This is a genomic window from Pseudomonas sp. HT11, assembly GCF_044875395.1.
Taxonomy (GTDB): Bacteria; Pseudomonadota; Gammaproteobacteria; order Pseudomonadales; family Pseudomonadaceae; genus Aquipseudomonas.
Genome location: NZ_CP173217.1, coordinates 1,128,645 through 1,145,685, shown reverse-complemented (window position 1 = coordinate 1,145,685; position 17,041 = coordinate 1,128,645). Strand labels below are relative to the sequence as shown.

12 protein-coding genes are annotated in these 17,041 nt (G+C 59.5%); 5 read left to right on the top strand and 7 right to left on the bottom strand.

The window, feature by feature from the left end:
* Positions 1-40: 40 nt before the first annotated feature.
* Positions 41-1,072 (bottom strand): amino acid ABC transporter substrate-binding protein, encoded by a 1,032-nt coding sequence (locus ABWL43_RS05095; RefSeq protein ID WP_106579519.1) that lies wholly within the window; start codon positions 1,070-1,072, stop codon positions 41-43.
* Positions 1,073-1,419: 347 nt separating this feature from the next.
* Here ABWL43_RS05095 and ABWL43_RS05090 point away from each other — a divergent pair, with 347 nt between their 5' ends.
* On the top strand, positions 1,420-2,076 hold the full coding sequence (locus tag ABWL43_RS05090; protein ID WP_404486997.1) for an alpha/beta hydrolase: 657 nt from the start codon (positions 1,420-1,422) through the stop codon (positions 2,074-2,076).
* Between the two features lie 96 nt (positions 2,077-2,172).
* On the top strand, positions 2,173-3,642 hold the full coding sequence (gene rhlB, locus ABWL43_RS05085; RefSeq protein WP_145161285.1) for an ATP-dependent RNA helicase RhlB: 1,470 nt from the start codon (positions 2,173-2,175) through the stop codon (positions 3,640-3,642).
* Between the two features lie 153 nt (positions 3,643-3,795).
* On the opposite strand, the gene moaE is transcribed toward rhlB, so the two are convergent.
* The 6 genes from moaE to ABWL43_RS05055 all read right to left on the bottom strand — a co-directional run bounded on the left by moaE (position 3,796) and on the right by ABWL43_RS05055 (position 11,992).
* On the bottom strand, positions 3,796-4,245 hold the full coding sequence (moaE, locus tag ABWL43_RS05080; RefSeq protein ID WP_404486995.1) for a molybdopterin synthase catalytic subunit MoaE: 450 nt from the start codon (positions 4,243-4,245) through the stop codon (positions 3,796-3,798).
* A 2-nt stretch (positions 4,246-4,247) separates the two neighbouring features.
* Positions 4,248-4,490 carry a molybdopterin converting factor subunit 1 gene (moaD, locus tag ABWL43_RS05075; protein WP_145161281.1) on the bottom strand — a complete coding sequence of 81 codons (243 nt, stop codon included), beginning with the start codon at positions 4,488-4,490 and terminating at the stop codon, positions 4,248-4,250.
* Positions 4,487-4,960, bottom strand: a complete 474-nt coding sequence (moaC, locus tag ABWL43_RS05070) for a cyclic pyranopterin monophosphate synthase MoaC (RefSeq protein ID WP_262210625.1) — start codon at positions 4,958-4,960, stop codon at positions 4,487-4,489. The genes moaD and moaC overlap by 4 nt, the downstream gene beginning before the upstream one ends.
* Before the next feature lie 116 nt (positions 4,961-5,076).
* A complete protein-coding gene (locus ABWL43_RS05065; protein ID WP_404486993.1) occupies positions 5,077-8,808 on the bottom strand; it encodes an autotransporter domain-containing protein in 3,732 nt (1,243 codons plus the stop codon).
* Between the two features lie 316 nt (positions 8,809-9,124).
* Complete coding sequence (locus ABWL43_RS05060) at positions 9,125-10,519, bottom strand: PhoH family protein (RefSeq protein ID WP_053254513.1); 1,395 nt, start codon at positions 10,517-10,519, stop codon at positions 9,125-9,127.
* 348 nt (positions 10,520-10,867) lie between these two features.
* A complete protein-coding gene (locus ABWL43_RS05055; protein WP_124416481.1) occupies positions 10,868-11,992 on the bottom strand; it encodes a polysaccharide deacetylase family protein in 1,125 nt (374 codons plus the stop codon).
* Positions 11,993-12,466: 474 nt separating this feature from the next.
* Between ABWL43_RS05055 and yaaA the strand changes: the two genes are divergently transcribed.
* The 3 genes from yaaA to alg8 all read left to right on the top strand — a co-directional run bounded on the left by yaaA (position 12,467) and on the right by alg8 (position 17,029).
* A complete protein-coding gene (gene yaaA / locus ABWL43_RS05050) occupies positions 12,467-13,246 on the top strand; it encodes a peroxide stress protein YaaA (protein WP_145161274.1) in 780 nt (259 codons plus the stop codon).
* Positions 13,247-14,147: 901 nt separating this feature from the next.
* Positions 14,148-15,464 carry a nucleotide sugar dehydrogenase gene (locus ABWL43_RS05045; RefSeq protein WP_106579580.1) on the top strand — a complete coding sequence of 439 codons (1,317 nt, stop codon included), beginning with the start codon at positions 14,148-14,150 and terminating at the stop codon, positions 15,462-15,464.
* Between the two features lie 83 nt (positions 15,465-15,547).
* Entirely contained in the window at positions 15,548-17,029 is a 1,482-nt protein-coding gene (gene alg8 / locus ABWL43_RS05040; protein WP_178119688.1) for a mannuronan synthase, read from the top strand.
* The last annotated feature ends 12 nt before the right edge of the window (positions 17,030-17,041 follow it).

The following is a 17,041-nucleotide window of genomic DNA, read 5'->3' as shown; positions in this document are numbered from 1 at the left end:
ACCCGGTGGTTGGCCCACCGGGTGATAGAACCATCAACGATCAGCGCACAGGGGGTGCGTATTGAATGCCACCGTTGGTCCACAGTGCGTTCAAGCCACGGTCGATTTCCAGTGGTGTGCTTTTGCCGAGGTTTTTCTCGAACACTTCACCGTAGTTACCGACCTGCTTGACGATCTGTACAACCCAATCTTTCTTCACTTTCAGGTCTTTGCCGTATTCGCCGTCAGCACCCAGCAGACGGGCAACGTCCGGGTTCTTGGTGGACTTGGCTTCAGCTTCGACGTTTTTCGAGGTGATACCGGCTTCTTCAGCGTTGAGCATGGCGTAGCCAACCCAGCGCACGATGGCCAGCCACTCGTCGTCGCCGTTACGCACGACCGGGCCCAGTGGTTCTTTGGAAATGGTTTCCGGCAGCACCACGTAGTCTTTCGGCGAGGCCAGCTTGCTGCGCTGTGCGTAGAGCTGGGACTTGTCGGAGGTCAGCACGTCGCAACGACCGGATTCCAGCGACTTGGCGCTTTCATCGGAGGTGTCGAAGGTGATTGGGGTGTATTTGAGGTTGTTGGCGCGGAAGTAGTCGGACACGTTCAGCTCAGTGGTGGTACCGGCCTGGATGCAGATGGTTGCACCGTCCAGTTCCTTGGCACTTTTCACGCCGAGCTTGTTGTTAACCAGGAAGCCAACACCGTCGTAGTAGGTGATGAAGCCCGGGAATTTCAGGCCCATGCCGGCATCGCGAGAGCTGGTCATGGTGGTGTTGCGCGACAGGATGTCGACTTCGCCGGATTGAAGCGCGGTGAAACGCTCCTTGGCGTTCAACTGGCTGAATTTGACCTTGGTCGCATCACCGAAAACGGCAGCTGCCACAGCGCGGCACACGTCAGCGTCGATCCCCAGGATCTTGCCGCTGGCATCCGGCACCGAGAAACCCGGCAGGCCGTCACTCACGCCACATTGCACGAAGCCTTTCTTCTGCACAGCGTCCAGGGTTGCGCCGGCTTGGGCGAAACCACTGACACCCAATACGGCGGCCGCGCACACGATGGCCAGGGTGGATTTCAATACCTTCATTCAAACCTCCAGTTTTGCTCTTGTTGTGTCGGAGCTCGAACCTCAGCGCACCCTTATGAGGCGATATCGACCCGTGTTGGCTTTTTTTAGGGTCAAGCGGCATGAAGTTGTCGCAGTAATTCCAGTTGCTATCCCACAAGCGGCAGTCACTGATAGTGTTACCGTCGCGAGTTAGTCCTGACATCGACCTACACATAGCAAGGCCCGTACCAGAGTGATGGCTGAGTCGTTTCAGCCCGTGGTCAATAGGAAAAGATTCAACCTTGCGACATTCTCTTAACAGATCAACCCGTCACGCACCGTTCCGACGCACCCAATCGGAGCGCACGCACATTAATGGAGCAGACATGACCGAACCCTTGATTCTTCAGCCCGCCAAGCCCGCAGACGCCTGCGTAATCTGGTTGCATGGCCTGGGTGCCGATCGCTACGACTTCCTGCCGGTGGCCGAGGCGCTGCAGGAAACATTGTTGACCACGCGCTTTGTATTGCCTCAGGCGCCGACGCGTGCGGTGACCATCAATGGCGGCTACGAGATGCCCAGCTGGTACGACATCAAGGCCATGAGCCCGGCCCGTTCGATCAGTCTGCAAGAGCTGGAAGCATCCACCACCATGGTCACGGACCTGATCGAGGAGCAGAAGAGAACCGGAATAGACGCCTCGCGTATTTTCCTTGCCGGGTTTTCCCAGGGTGGCGCCGTGGTATTCCACACCGCCTTCCTTAGATGGCAGGGCCCGCTGGGCGGCGTCATTGCCCTCTCCACCTACGCCCCCACCTTCGGCGATGAGCTGCAATTGTCCGCCAGCCAACAACGCATTCCCGTGCTGTGCCTGCACGGCCAGTACGATGATGTGGTGCAGAACGCCATGGGCCGCAGCGCCTATGAGCATTTGAAGAGCCGTGGTGTCACCGTGACATGGCAGGAATACCCAATGGGGCACGAAGTGTTACCCCAGGAGATACACGACATCGGAACCTGGCTGACCGCTCGCCTGGGCTGAAAACCGCACATTATGTAGCCGTGTGACCAACGCACTACGCCGCGCCCGATTCTTGCATTACACTGGCCGGCGTACATTCCTTAACCAATTAATGAGATGACCGTGCTCAAAGCACTTAAGAAGATGTTCGGCAAAAGCGAGGCTGAGCCGCTCGCGCCTGTTCCCAGTGCTCCTGTCCCCTCATCCGGCAGCCGCAATGACGGTAAACAGCCAGACCGGACCGCGCCTGTTGCCTCACCGAAGAAGCCACCGGTGATCGCGCCTGAACCGGCAAAATCCGCCGAGGCCGAGCCTGCACCTGCGCCCAAGGCACCCCGCCGCGAACGCGCGCCCAAAGCGCCTGTGATCCCGTGGAAACTTGAAGACTTCGTCGTCGAGCCGCAGGAAGGCAAAACCCGCTTCCACGATTTCAAACTGGCCCCGGAACTGATGCACGCCATCCAGGACCTGGGTTTCCCGTACTGCACGCCGATCCAGGCCCAAGTGCTAGGTTTCACCCTGGCGGGCAAAGACGCCATCGGCCGCGCGCAGACAGGCACCGGCAAGACCGCCGCGTTCCTGATCTCGATCATTACCCAGTTGCTGCAGACGCCGCCGCCCAAAGAGCGCTACATGGGTGAACCGCGCGCACTGATCATCGCGCCGACCCGCGAGCTGGTGGTACAGATCGCCAAGGACGCCGCCGACCTGACCAAGTACACCGGCCTCAACGTCATGACGTTTGTGGGCGGCATGGACTTCGACAAGCAGCTCAAGCACCTCGAAGCCCGTCATTGCGACATCCTGGTTGCCACCCCGGGCCGCCTGCTCGACTTCAACCAGCGTGGCGATGTGCACCTGGACATGGTCGAAGTGATGGTGCTGGACGAAGCCGACCGCATGCTCGACATGGGCTTCATCCCGCAAGTGCGTCAGATTATTCGTCAGACCCCGCCGAAAAACGAGCGCCAGACGCTGCTGTTCTCCGCGACCTTCACCGAAGACGTGATGAACCTCGCCAAGCAGTGGACCACCGATCCGTCCATCGTCGAGATCGAGGCGCTGAACGTTGCCAGCGAAAACGTCGAACAGCACATCTACGCCGTGGCCGGCGCCGACAAATACAAGCTGCTTTACAACCTGATCAATGACAACGGTTGGGAGCGCGTGATGGTGTTTGCCAACCGCAAGGACGAAGTGCGCCGCATCGAAGAACGCCTGGTACGCGATGGCGTCAACGCCGCGCAACTGTCGGGCGACGTGCCGCAGCACAAGCGCATCAAGACCCTGGAAGGCTTTCGCGAAGGCAAGATTCGCGTGCTGGTGGCCACCGACGTGGCCGGGCGCGGGATTCACATCGACGGCATCAGCCATGTGATCAACTTCACCCTGCCGGAAGTGCCGGACGACTACGTGCACCGTATCGGCCGTACCGGGCGTGCCGGCGCAGCGGGTGTGTCGATCAGTTTTGCGGGCGAGGATGACTCGTATCAGCTGCCTTCGATCGAGACGTTGCTGGGCCGCAAGATCAGCTGCGAAACGCCGCCGACGCATTTGCTGCGCGCTGTAGAACGCAAACGCCCGTAAGCCGAATGCGATTAAACATGTGGGAGCTGGCTTGCCTGCGATGCAGACACCTCGGTGAGTCAGTCACACCGCGGTGATGCTTTCGCAGGCAAGCCAGCTCCCACACAAGACCGCTCCCACATTCAGATCTCCCTACACCTTTATGTCAGGTGTTTACTTCCAGCGATCCGCCGCCGCGTGATCGCTGCCCCGCCCTTCCACCCAGCGCGGCCCTTCAGGGGTGTTTTCCTTCTTCCAGAACGGCGCCCGGGTCTTCAGGTAGTCCATCACAAACGCACAGGCATCAAACGCGGCCTGGCGATGCGCGCTGGCGGCTGCCACGAACACAATCGGCTCGCCCGGCTCAAGCGCGCCAATCCGGTGCAATATCTCAAGTTTGAGCAACGGCCAGCGCTGTTCGGCTTCGACCGCGATCTTGGCCAAGGCTTTTTCGGTCATGCCCGGATAGTGCTCAAGGAACATCCCCGACACCTCGCGACCCTCATTGAAGTCGCGCACATAGCCGACAAAACTCACCACCGCGCCGACGCCGACATTGGCCGCGTGCATCGCATTGACTTCCAAACCCGGATCAAACGCCTCGGCCTGTACGCGAATGGCCATGCTCAGCCTCCGGTCACGGGCGGGAAAAACGCCACTTCGTCACCCTCGACAAGCGGCTCATCCAGCGAACACAACTCTTCGTTACGCGCACACATCAGGCTGGACTCATTGAGCACGGCAAACGCCGGGTCATTGGCCAACGCGAGGCGCACGGCATCGACGGTGGCGAAATCGCCCTCCATCTCCAGCGAATCAAAGCCCACCGCCTCGGCGTAGCGGGCAAAAAACAATACGTTGATGCTCATGCCTGGTCCGCCTTGAAATGCCCGCTTTTGCCGCCAAGCTTTTCCAGCAGGCGAATACTTTCGATGGTCATGCCGCGGTCCACTGCCTTGCACATGTCGTAGATCGTCAGCGCCGCGACGCTGGCGGCGGTCAGCGCCTCCATCTCTACGCCGGTCTGGCCGCTGAGCTTGCAGCGCGCAAGGATATGCACGGCATCCACGCCGTCGGCGCGCAGCTCAACCTTTACACCAGTCAGCATCAGCGGGTGGCACAGCGGAATCAGATCACTGGTTTTTTTCGCCGCCTGGATCCCGGCAATACGGGCCACGGCAAACACGTCGCCCTTGGGGTGGGCGCCGTCGACAATCATTTTCAGGGTGTTGGGCAGCATGCGCACCCGCGCTTCGGCCACGGCCTCGCGGAACGTCACGGCTTTGTCGGTGACGTCGACCATATGGGCGCGACCTTGGGAATCGAGATGAGTCAGCACAGGGATACTCCTGATCAGGAGCGGCAATTGTAAACCCGTGAGTCAAATTTGCGCAGGGCTGTTTATCCCATGAATAAAGGGGCGCAGTGCGCCCCTCCATGCATGACAACACCAGGTTAGAAGCGGAAGGTGAATCCGGCATTGATCCCGTTGTTGTTACCGCGGTTGGACAGCAAACCGCTGTAGTTCAAGGACACCAGCGTGTCCTTGGTCAAGGCCATTTCCGCGCTGGCCTTGATCACCGCGCCATCACGCGCCACGGGCACGCTGTTGACGGCGAAGGCGGTGTCGCTGCCGGCAAACTTCAGCGAAGCGTCACGATCGGTATCGCCAAACTGATGCTCCCAACCCAGCTCGCCGCGCAAGGTGACGGCCGAGGTCGAGCTGATCGGCAATTGGGTATGCGCGCGCAGGCCCAGGGTGGACAGCGTGGCGTCCTGGCTTTGCTTGCTGGCATGCAAAGCGGCGGCGCCGCCCTTCTCCTTGAACGAATCACTCTGGTAGTTCAGGTACGTCAGGTTGGCGAAGGGTTCGAACAGGTTCCATTGGGTGTAGCCGATCTCGGCAAACACCTGGTCGGTCCGCGCGTTGTAGTCGGCCTTGTCGTAGTCCGACTGGTTGCCGTAAGCCACGCGGCGCGAAGTGTCCAGACGATGCCAGGTGGTGGCGCCGCCCAAGCGTAACGCTACCGCGTCAAAGCGTTTGCCGCCGTACACCGACAGGTGATAGTTGTCGCTGTCCGCCGAAGCCGACTCGCCATTGAGGTGGCTCTGGGTGTAGCCGGTCGCTGCGCCCACACGCCAGCCGTCGCCGACCTCGGTGTCCAACCCAAGCAGTACGCCGCTGGTGGACGAAGAGTAGCCACTGGCATTGTTGTCGCCGCTGACGTTATTGCGACCGCCCAGCAGTTGCACCCAGCCGCCGTTGTCGCGGGCGTCGATCTGCGCGCTGGAGTCGAGTGACTGAGCCTGTTGCAGACGGCCGTTGACCGCCTCACGAAGGTAGCGGCTGTCAGCCATGTGCGCTGCCGCCACATCCGAGTGCAGTTGCCCCGACAGTTGCTTGAACGCGGCCTGCGCCTGGGCGGCCGAGTCTGAAGCGAGCAGGCTTTCATACACTGGGCTACCCGCCCCCAACGCCTCGGCCGACGTCGCCACGGCGCGCTCGTTACGGGTTTGCGCAACGCTGGCAAAGGTCGTCTGGTTGCGTTCTACGGCCAGGGTCAGCGCGTTAGGCTGGTAATTCAGCTGAGTCCCGATGAACAGATAATTAGGCGAGATCGCCGCAAACTGTCCGTTGATACCCTGGGTGGCGGTGAGGATGTTGAACGGCTGGCCCAACAGGCTACGCGCCTCGGTGGCGGACAACAGGTTAGGGCTGTTCTCCAAAGACACGGTCACCACACCGCCATTGAGGGTGGCGACGCCGCTGCTCTGGATCTGATCGCTTCGCCCGTTGGGGCCGACTTCGACGGCATACACCGAGCCCGGGTTGAAGGTTACGTCGCCCGTGTGCAGCGTGCCAATCGAGTGACCAGGTGCCACACGGCCACCGCTGTTGACGGTCAAGGCACCCACCGTACCGTTACCGGCCAGTGTGCCGCCCAGCGTGGTCATCACGCCGTTATCGGCGTTGACTGTGCCCACGGCGCTGCCATCCACCGTCACGGCCGAGGTCAACGCGCCGTCCACCGACAGCTTGCCGCCGCGCACCCAAGTGCTGCCGGAGTAAGTGTTCTGGCCTTCCAGCACCAGTTCGCCGTCGCCGGACTTGGCCAGACTGCCGACATAGGTATTGCCGGTGAGCAAGTCTTTGCCGCGTGCCAGCGTTGCCTGTTCGCGCGCATGGCCGATTTCGTATTCAAACTGATCATCGTCAGAGGCATTCGCCGGCAGACCGTTGAGCCAACCCTTTTGTTGCTGGGTGGCCGTCCAGGTCGCCTGCTCGGTGGCGTCTTCCACACGGCGGGCACGAATGGCTTCATCGGAAATCGGGTTGGCCCAGATGTCGCGAGTACCGGTGGGCAATGCCACCGCGACCGAACCAAGGAACTGCCCCGGCCCTTGCATGGCCTTTTGCAAGTTGGGCAAGCCCCAACCGCTGACAACGCCCGGTACTTGCGGGGTGCCAGGCGCGGCATCGTGCACCGGCTGCAGATTGTCGTAGGTGCGGCCACCCGTGAGGTCACCCACCGGGGTGTCCGGGCCGTCCGGCGCTTGCAGGCTGGAGGTGGTCAGCAGCACATCCCGGGCCTGGCTGGCGGTCATGTAGGGAAAGCGCTGAATCACCAACGCCAAGGCCCCGGACACGCTCGGCGCGGCGGCCGAGGTGCCGTTGGCATTCGGGATGATTTCCCCTTCGGGCCCGGTGGACGGAATCCCCGAGACGCCCATCACACACCACCACTTGGAGGTGCCGCAACGGTTATAGACCTGCGCGCTGGTCTCGTCGTAACCGGTGATCGAGAGGAATTTTCCTTCGATGTCCGGCTTGAAAAACGGCAGGTTGGCGTTGGTGTCCGGGTTGGCGCCGTGGCTGTCGTTACCTGCCGAGATGATCTGGATAAAGGTGTTTTGCCGCGCCGCGTCGGCCATGGCGTCCATCCAGGTTTTCTGCCCGGCGTGGGCCTTGTCCCAGAACGGGCGATAGGCCGCCTTCATGTCGCGCAAGTTGTCCGCCGCACTGTCGCCGACATTGCCGAAGTGGTTTTCAACGTCGTTGCGCGAGTTTTGCCCCCAGCTCTGGTTGACGATCGACACATTCTTCGCGGCCAGCGCGTTGTAGCTGGCCATGAACGCGTTGTAGTCCAGATCGTTGGAGCCCTGGAAGCGGTTGTCGTCGGTGCCGCCGGTATTGGCGACAAAAATGTTCGCGTCAAACGCGATGCCATGCATGCCGGTGCCGTTGCGGCTGGCGCCGAGTACACCGGACATTTCCGTACCGTGGCCGTCGTTGATGGTCGGGTCGTACTCACCGGAAATACTGAAATGCTCGCCTTTTTGAAACTCGCCGTCCGGGGTGTCGTGGAGGTAGCGCGGGTGCGTGGCGTAGTACTCGCCGGTGGACGTCACCGCCTGCACGCGATCCTGGCCCTGGGCATTCTTGCCCTGGAACTCGAAGTGCTCGGTGAGAATGCCCGAGTCCAGCACGCCCACATTCACGCCTTTGCCGGTCATGCCCAAGGCATAGGCGTAGTACGCGTTGGTGCGGTCCAGGCCGGAGTTGACCTGGGCTTCGGGAGTTTTCCAGGTTTGCGCGTTGGCGCTCCAGTCACGGGTAGCGGCGGCCCAGGACTGGCCGGCGTTCAGTTGCGCGTTGAGGTTGCTGCTGACGCCCGGCTCTACGTAGGTGTAGGGCCTGGCAGCCGGCAGATTGGCGAGGATGGCCTTGGAAAAATCGAGAATATTGGTGGTGTAACGTCCGCTGTTGCTGAAGAGCCGGCTGCGGTAGTAATCCAACCGCGAGGCGTAATCCAGCGGGCGCTTGGTGTCGCCGAGCATGGCGCCGATGGTCAGGTTTTCGGGCTGCAGCTCGTAGTTTTGCTTGAGGGCTGAATCGAACTTGCCGGACTGTGCGGCGAAGTCCTTGGCGGCCAGATCGACGATGTCTGCGTAAGCAAAGCGCAGGTTTTTGTAGACATCGGTGTTGGGGCCAAACGATGCCACGGCTTTCCTGAAGGCCGACTCCAACACCTGGGCGGTGTAAGGGTTGCTGTCATCTGCCCAGGCCATTGGGCCCTGCCCCAGCCACAAGGCCAGGCCGAGTGCGATGGGCGTGAGAGGTATCGACCTGAAACCTGAGGCGCGTTTACGTTGAGACAAAGTGGAGCCATTACCTGCTACTTCCATGTTCCTTTCCCTTTGGATATGTGCGTCGTCAATGAGCGATGTATCGGGCTTTTTGTAATAGGCAGGGTCACGCAGAAAACCCACACGGGTCTTCAAAACGTCGTCGAATCAATGAGGTGGATTTCCGACGGGGGGTCACGCAGTCTTCTTATGGTTTTTGCGGCGAGAAAAAATGTAACAAAATAATTACAAAGTCCACAAGCACCCACGGCGCTAAATCGCAGGCAAATGTCGCACATAACAAAAACCCCGGACTTCGTGAGAAATCCGGGGCGGTTCGTGGCATTTAGCCACCAACTACGACAGGGTTATATTTTTACAGGTGGGACTCGGCGTACTCGGCCAGGATCGAACGAGGCACCCCTTGCAGCGCGATATGCACGCCGTTCGGGAAGTCCTTGAAGCGTTCCGTCAGGTAAGTCAGCCCGGAGCTGGTCGCGGACAGGTAAGGGGTGTCGATCTGTGCCAGGTTGCCCAGGCACACCACTTTGGAACCGGCGCCGGCACGGGTGATGATGGTTTTCATCTGGTGCGGCGTAAGGTTCTGGCATTCATCGATCAAAATCAGGCTTTGCTGGAAGCTGCGACCTCGGATGTAGTTGAGGGATTTGAACTGCAACGGCACTTTGCTGAGGATGTAATCGACGCTGCCATGGGTGTTTTCGTCATCCATGTGCAAGGCTTCGAGGTTGTCGGTGATCGCGCCCAGCCACGGCTCCATTTTTTCTGCTTCGGTGCCGGGTAGGAAGCCAATTTCCTGGTCCAGGCCCTGCACACTGCGGGTGGCGATGATGCGGCGATAGCGCTTGGTCACCATGGTCTGCTCGATGGCGGCGGCCAGGGCGAGGATGGTTTTCCCCGAACCTGCGGCGCCGGTCAGGTTGACCAGGTGGATGTCCGGGTCGAGCAGCGCATACAGCGCCAGGCTCTGGTAGATGTCACGCGGTTTCAGGCCCCAGGCTTCCTGGTGCAACAGGGGTTCCTGATGCAGGTCGAGGATCAGCAGTTTGTCGACCTGGATTTCTTTGATCCAGCCCACAAACCCCTGTTCGTCGATGATGAATTCATTGATATGCACGGCCGGCAGGTTATCGGTCAGCTGTACCTGGTGCCAGGTGCGGCCGTGGTCCTGACGGGTTTCAACCTTGCTGACGCGGTCCCAGAACGAGCCGGTCATGGTGTGATAACCGCGCGACAGCATCGACACGTCGTCGACGAGCTGGTCGGTACTGTAGTCCTCGGCAGCGATCCCACACGCTCGTGCCTTGAGGCGCATATTGATGTCTTTGGTCACCAGCACCAGGCGCAAGTCCTTGTCACGCGCGTGCAGGTCGATCAATTGGTTGATGATTTTATTGTCGTTGAGGTTTTCCGGCAGCAGGCTGTTGGGCTCGCTGCGCTTGTTCATCAGAATCGACAACAAGCCCTTGGGCCCGCTTTTGCCACGCTGGATCGGCACGCCGACTTCAACGTCCTCAGGCGAGGCTTCGCCCAGGGTCTTGTCGATCAGGCGAATGGCCTGGCGGCATTCAGCGGCAACGCTGTGGTGGCCACTTTTGAGTTTGTCGAGCTCCTCAAGCACGATCATGGGAATGGCGACGTGGTGTTCTTCGAAGTTGAGCAGTGCGTTTGGATCGTGAATCAATACGTTGGTATCAAGCACATAAAGGATTGGCTGGTCGGAAGAAGGGTTACGTCCATGATCATCCATACTCGGTCACCTTTGTGGGAGCCAGTCGACGCAATACCACAACAGTGCTGCGCCTCGATTCGACCACCGACTGCACCGCAGTGACGTCAAGTGCAGTGCCCACATGAGGAGTCTTGGAAGACGCCACCTGTGTTGCAGGTTTCGGCGATCTGACTTCGTAATACCGCAAAAACGATGACAGGAAAAAGCACTTTGACGCTTTTTTGAAGTTTATTTTTCAGGATGACGAATAGCACTAGCCGAGTGCCAGCCACCCCGTTAAAGTCGGAAGTCCGCCTGCATCGAAATGTCGCACAAAATCACCCCAAAAATGCCTCATCCCCAACAGGGCCGGGCACTTGCGCTTTTTCAGCGAAACGCCTCCCGGCAGTCCTGCCAACCCAGCCCACTTTGCGCCGTTGCCTGCAGCAACATCGGCAAGGCGACCCGTGCCTTGTCCTGGGTGTCATGAAACACAATCACGCCTTTGCGCCACAGCAACATCAATGTCAGCACTCGCTGCGCGGACTCGTCAGCCTTGAGTTTGCCCGGTTCGTCCTGGGAATCGATGTCCCACAATGCCACCTGTAAACCTTGCGCCTGGAAGAAGCCCTGGCTGTCGGCGCGACGCTGGCCATAGGGCGGGCGAAACAGCGGCACGTAGTTTTCCGGCATCAGGTTCTGCGCCAACGCGGCACTGCGGGTGATCGAGCTTTGCCAGTCGACCCAATGGCTGTGGGACCGGTACTGCCAACCTTGGGTGCCTACGCACTGGCCTTGGTACAGCGCCTGCACATCGGCGGCGGAACTGCGCTCCACGCGGGTTTGCAGGCTGCTGCCGAGGGCGAAGAAGGTGGCGTTCATCTTTTGCTTGCGCAGGTAGTCGGTGAGCCAGTCGGTATTGCCGCTGACCGGCGCAGGCCCGCCGTCGAAAGTCAGCAGGAACAGGCGGTCGTTGAGTTCATCGCCATTGCGTTCGTGGTCGCCGAAACGCAGGACTTCACTGCTGATTTGTGGGAACAGCGCGGCTTTGCGCAGCAGTTCGTCGAGGTAGCGTTCGTGGAAATTGTGACTGGGGTTGGCCCAGCCTATATAGAAGGAGTTGTCGCTGACCTGGAATTTTCCGGCTTGCTCGCGCAGGTCGTCCATGCTTTCGACCAGGTAGCAGAATGAGGCGTCTTCTTCGCAGCTTTGTTGGGCGAAGGTGTAGTTTTCCAGCAGGCGCTGCCAGAGCTGGCGGCGCAGGTCGTCGATGGCGGCCAGGTTGATGATCTTCAGGCCCAGGCGTTGTTTGAGCGCGGCTTCGTCCTGAGCTTCGCTGGCGATTAAGCTGTGGGCGAACATCAGGATTTCGGCGCGTGAGGCAACATCGAACAGCGCGGGGCTGCTGAGTTTTTCGGGCCAGGTGGTGCGGTCCAGGCTGGCTACGTCAACCGGCGCCGCCTGGGCGCCCAGGCACAGCAAACAAGCTGACAGTAAAAACGCAATTCGCACACGGGGTCTCCCTTTCCATAGTTGTCGGGCACTATAGCCGATCGTCCGGGCTGGGTTATTGGGTTGGTGGGGATATCCGTTATTTGGGTGATGGCTGAGATGGAAGCCGAACTCAATCAAATGTGGGGGCTGGCTTGCTCGCGAAGGCGGTGGGTCAGTGACACATGAGCTGACTGAACCACCGCCTTCGCGGGCAAGCCCGCTCCCACATTTGGATCTCTGTGCATCAGTCAGAGGTGTGTAGATCTGCCGGCCGAGGCACCGAGTGGTGGGGCACAGACCTTTTGGTTACTTTTGGCTGGGCCGGCATTCCGGGCGATTGCCAACAGTGTCCCGCTGTAAGAGCGCAACCGCCAGCCGCCGTTACCGCAGCAACGGATACACACCCACCCGCAGCCCCCTCTATCACCATCATAGGTGGAGTCAAACCCCGCGACCCCCTAGAATCCCCCCACGATTACAGGAGCCAACTTCATGCTGATGGTGATTTCCCCCGCCAAAACCCTCGACTTCGAGTCCAAGCCGGTCACCCCGCGCTTCACCCAGCCGCAATACCTGGACCACTCCCAGGCGCTGATCGAACAACTGCGTGAACTGAGCCCTGCCCAAATCAGCGACCTGATGCACGTCTCCGACAAGATCGGCGGCCTCAACGCGGCGCGCTTCGGCAGCTGGACCCCAGCCTTCACGCCGGAAAACGCCAAGCAGGCCCTGCTGGCTTTCAAGGGCGACGTTTACACCGGCCTCAACGCCGAAACCTTCAGCGACGCCGACTTCAGCTACGCCCAGGACCACCTGCGCATGCTCTCGGGCCTGTACGGTCTGCTGCGCCCGCTGGACCTGATGATGCCGTACCGCCTCGAGATGGGCACCAAACTGGCCAACGCCCGCGGCAAGGACCTCTACGCCTTCTGGGGCACCCGCATCAGCGAGTGGCTCAACGAAGCCCTTGCCGAACAAGGCGATGACGTGCTGCTCAACCTGGCCTCCAACGAGTACTTCTCGGCGGTCAAGCGCACGGCCCTGAACGCGCGGATCATCAACACCGAGTTCAAGGACCTGAAAAACGGCCAGTACAAGATCATCAGCTTCTATGCCAAAAAAGCCCGGGGCCTGATGAGCCGTTTTGTGATCCAAGAGCGCATCAACGATCCGGCCAAGCTCAAGCAGTTCGATCTGCAGGGCTATCGCTTCAATGCCGAGCAGTCCAAGCCGGACAACCTGGTGTTCCTGCGCGATCACGCACCGGAATAAGGCCCTGCACAGCCCTCACAATCGCTAAAAAACCAATGTGGGAGCTGGCTTGCCTGCGATAGCGGTATTTCAGTCAGAGAAAAGTCGACTGATACTCCGCCATCGCAGGCAAGCCAGCTCCCACCTTTTTATCTGCATTCCAAGCCAACGATCGCCATTTATTTGGCGCCAAAAAACATCCTGTCGCATTCCTAACGAATCTTTCACTCGACATTTCTGAATTTTTTTCGTAGTGGCACCACTTTTTTAAAACACTAGTGGCACAAAACTATCCCTTCGCGCCAACTACCTGTAACTACTGGCCCAAATAGCAAGTGCTATCAATATAGTACCAGTGCCATCTTTTCTAATATTTCAAGAAATTTCCGAAAACAGGATGAGTGGCCAGGAACTTCACCCTAAAGCACCGCTCATACCACCGGTAACGAAATTCTCTGTTGCTGTAAGAGATGACTTACATGGCGACCAACGGAAGTAGCAAAGTTGTCACATTTAACTTTGACTCAGGGGTCATATTACAAACCGATTAGTTGAGAGCGGCGATAAGGATGCATTGCCACCCACTATAAGGCCAAGGCTCAGCTTCCCTTAATGGGTCAGTGAGATAACCCAAGGCATTGATATTTAAAGGCTTAAAGCCTCTATCAAGGCTCTGCGGCACTGGCGCCAGGCCCTTCTCCCAGGAAGGCCGGCTGCATTACAGGGCAAGCACCAATAACAAGGCCACGTTTCGCACAACTTGAGTGCAATAGTTAGTCACTCGTTATTCAACATGCCTGCACGCGGCAAGTCGGCGTCTATTCGCCCAACTTTCGCGGCATCAGTGACGCTTGCAAACATGAACTCCGGCCATCTAATTGGCATGATTAATATCGTCTTCAATGACAAAGAGGTAAATGCGATGCGCATCAGCATATTTGGTTTGGGTTACGTTGGCGCAGTGTGTGCCGGTTGCCTGTCTGCCCGTGGCCACGAAGTGGTCGGCGTGGACATCTCCAAGGAAAAGATTGACCTGATCAATGCGGGCAAATCGCCAATCGTTGAACCGGGTCTGGGCGAACTGCTGAGCCAGGGTATCGAGACCGGGCGGCTGCGCGGCACGACCAATTTCGCCGAGGCCATCCGCGATACCGACTTGTCGATGATCTGCGTGGGCACGCCCAGCAAGAAAAACGGCGACCTGGAACTCAACTACATCGAATCGGTCTGCCGCGAGATCGGTTTTGTCCTGCGTGACAAAACCACCCGCCACACCATAGTGGTACGCAGCACCGTATTGCCGGGCACCGTGGCCAATGTGGTGATCCCGATCCTCGAAGACTGCTCCGGCAAGAAGGCCGGCGTCGACTTCGGTGTCGCGGTCAACCCGGAATTCCTGCGTGAATCCACCGCCATCGCCGACTACGACCTGCCACCGATGACCGTCATCGGCGAGTTCGACAAAGCCTCCGGCGATGTCCTGCAATCGCTGTACGAAGAACTCGACGCGCCGATCATCCGCAAGGACATCGCCGTTGCCGAAATGATCAAGTACACCTGCAACGTGTGGCACGCCACCAAAGTCACCTTCGCCAACGAAATCGGCAACATCGCCAAAGCGGTCGGCGTCGATGGTCGCGAAGTGATGGAAGTGGTCTGCCAGGACAAAACCCTCAACCTGTCCCAGTACTACATGCGCCCAGGCTTCGCGTTCGGCGGTTCGTGCCTGCCCAAAGACGTGCGCGCCCTGACCTACCGCGCAGGCTCCCTGGACGTGGAAGCGCCGCTGCTCAACTCGCTGATGCGCAGCAACGAATCCCAGGTGCAGAACGCCTTCGACATCGTCGAAAGCCACGACAAGCGCAAAGTTGCCCTGCTGGGCCTGAGCTTCAAGGCCGGCACCGATGACCTGCGTGAAAGCCCGCTGGTGGAACTGGCGGAAATGCTGATCGGCAAGGGCTACGACCTGAGCATCTACGACAGCAACGTCGAATACGCCCGTGTTCACGGTGCGAACAAAGACTACATCGAAGGCAAGATCCCGCACGTGTCGTCCCTGCTCAACTCGGACTTCGACGCGGTGATCAACAACTCCGACGTGATCATCCTCGGCAACCGTGACGAGAAATTCCGTGCCCTGGCGCATAACGCACCACACGGCAAGCAAGTGGTCGACCTGGTGGGCTTCATGTCCAAGGCCACCAGCGTGAGCGGCCGCACCGAAGGCATTTGCTGGTAACAGCAACAGCAAGTTCCGGGCTGCAAGCGTACCAATCCCCAGCGCTTGCAGCCTGGAGCCTTCTTCACCTTCGGATGACGCTTATGTCCAAGTTAAAACACGTACTGCTCCAATCCGCCGGCTGGCTGTTGTTTTTGAGCCTGCTGATGGGACTCGCCCTGCTGTTACCGGCGAGTACGTTCGACTCCGAGTCGAAGAATTTTATTTTCCTGATTGGCGCCGTCGGCATCTGGCGCTACTCGATGGGCGCGACGCATTTCTTTCGCGGCATGCTGTTCCTGTACGTGGTCTACCCACACCTGCGCCGCAAAGTGCGCAAGCTGGGCAAAGCCGCCGACCCATCCCATGTATTCCTGATGGTCACAAGCTTTCGTATCGACGCGCTGACCACCGCCCAGGTGTACAGCTCGGTGATTCGCGAGGCCATCGAATGCGGCTTCCCGACCACCGTGGTCTGCTCGTTGGTGGAAATGAGCGATGAGCTGCTGGTGAAAAGCCTGTGGGAACGCATGAACCCGCCGGACCATGTGAAGCTTGATTTTGTGCGCATCGCCGGCACCGGCAAGCGCGACGGTCTGGCCTTTGGCTTTCGCGCCATCTCCCGCCACCTGCCGGATGACCGTGCCGTGGTTGCGGTGATCGATGGCGACACCGTGCTCGCCGAAGGTGTGGTTCGCAAGACCGTGCCGTGGTTCCAGCTGTTCGGCAATGTCGGCGGCCTGACCACCAACGAGTTCTGCGAAGTGCGCGGCGGCTACATCATGAGCGAATGGCACAAGCTGCGCTTCGCCCAACGCCACATCAACATGTGCTCCATGGCCCTGTCCAAGCGCGTGCTGACCATGACCGGGCGCATGTCGGTGTTCCGTGCCAGCGTGGTCACCGACCCGGGCTTTATCGCCGACGTGGAAAGCGACTCGCTGCAACACTGGCGCCTGGGCCGCTTCAAGTTTTTGACCGGCGATGACAAGTCCAGCTGGTTCAGCCTGATGCGCCTGGGCTACGACACGTTCTACGTGCCGGACGCTGCGATCAACACCGTGGAACACCCGCCGGAAAAGAGCTTTATCAAAGCCAGCCGCAAACTGATGTTCCGCTGGTACGGCAACAACCTGCGCCAGAACTCCCGTGCCCTGGGCCTGGGCGTACGCCGGCTCGGCCTGTTCACCAGCGTGGTGCTGTTCGACCAGCGTGTGTCGATGTGGACCTCCCTGCTCGGCCTGACCGTGGCAATCATCGCCACCTTCAAGTACGGCGGCGCATTCATCCTCGCGTACCTGCTGTGGATCGGCATCACCCGCCTGATTCTGACCCTGCTGCTGTCGTGCTCCGGCCACAAGATCGGCCCGGCCTACCCGGTGATTCTCTATTACAACCAGATCATGGGCGCGCTGGTGAAGATCTACGTGTTCTTCCGCCTTGATCAACAGTCCTGGACCCGCCAGGACACCAAACTGACCCGCGATTTGGCCAGCTTTCAACGTTGGTTCAACACCTGGTCGTCTCGGACCATGACCTTCTCCGCCGGCAGCATTTTCGTCGCCGTGTTGCTGATGATGGTCTGACCCTGCCAAGCC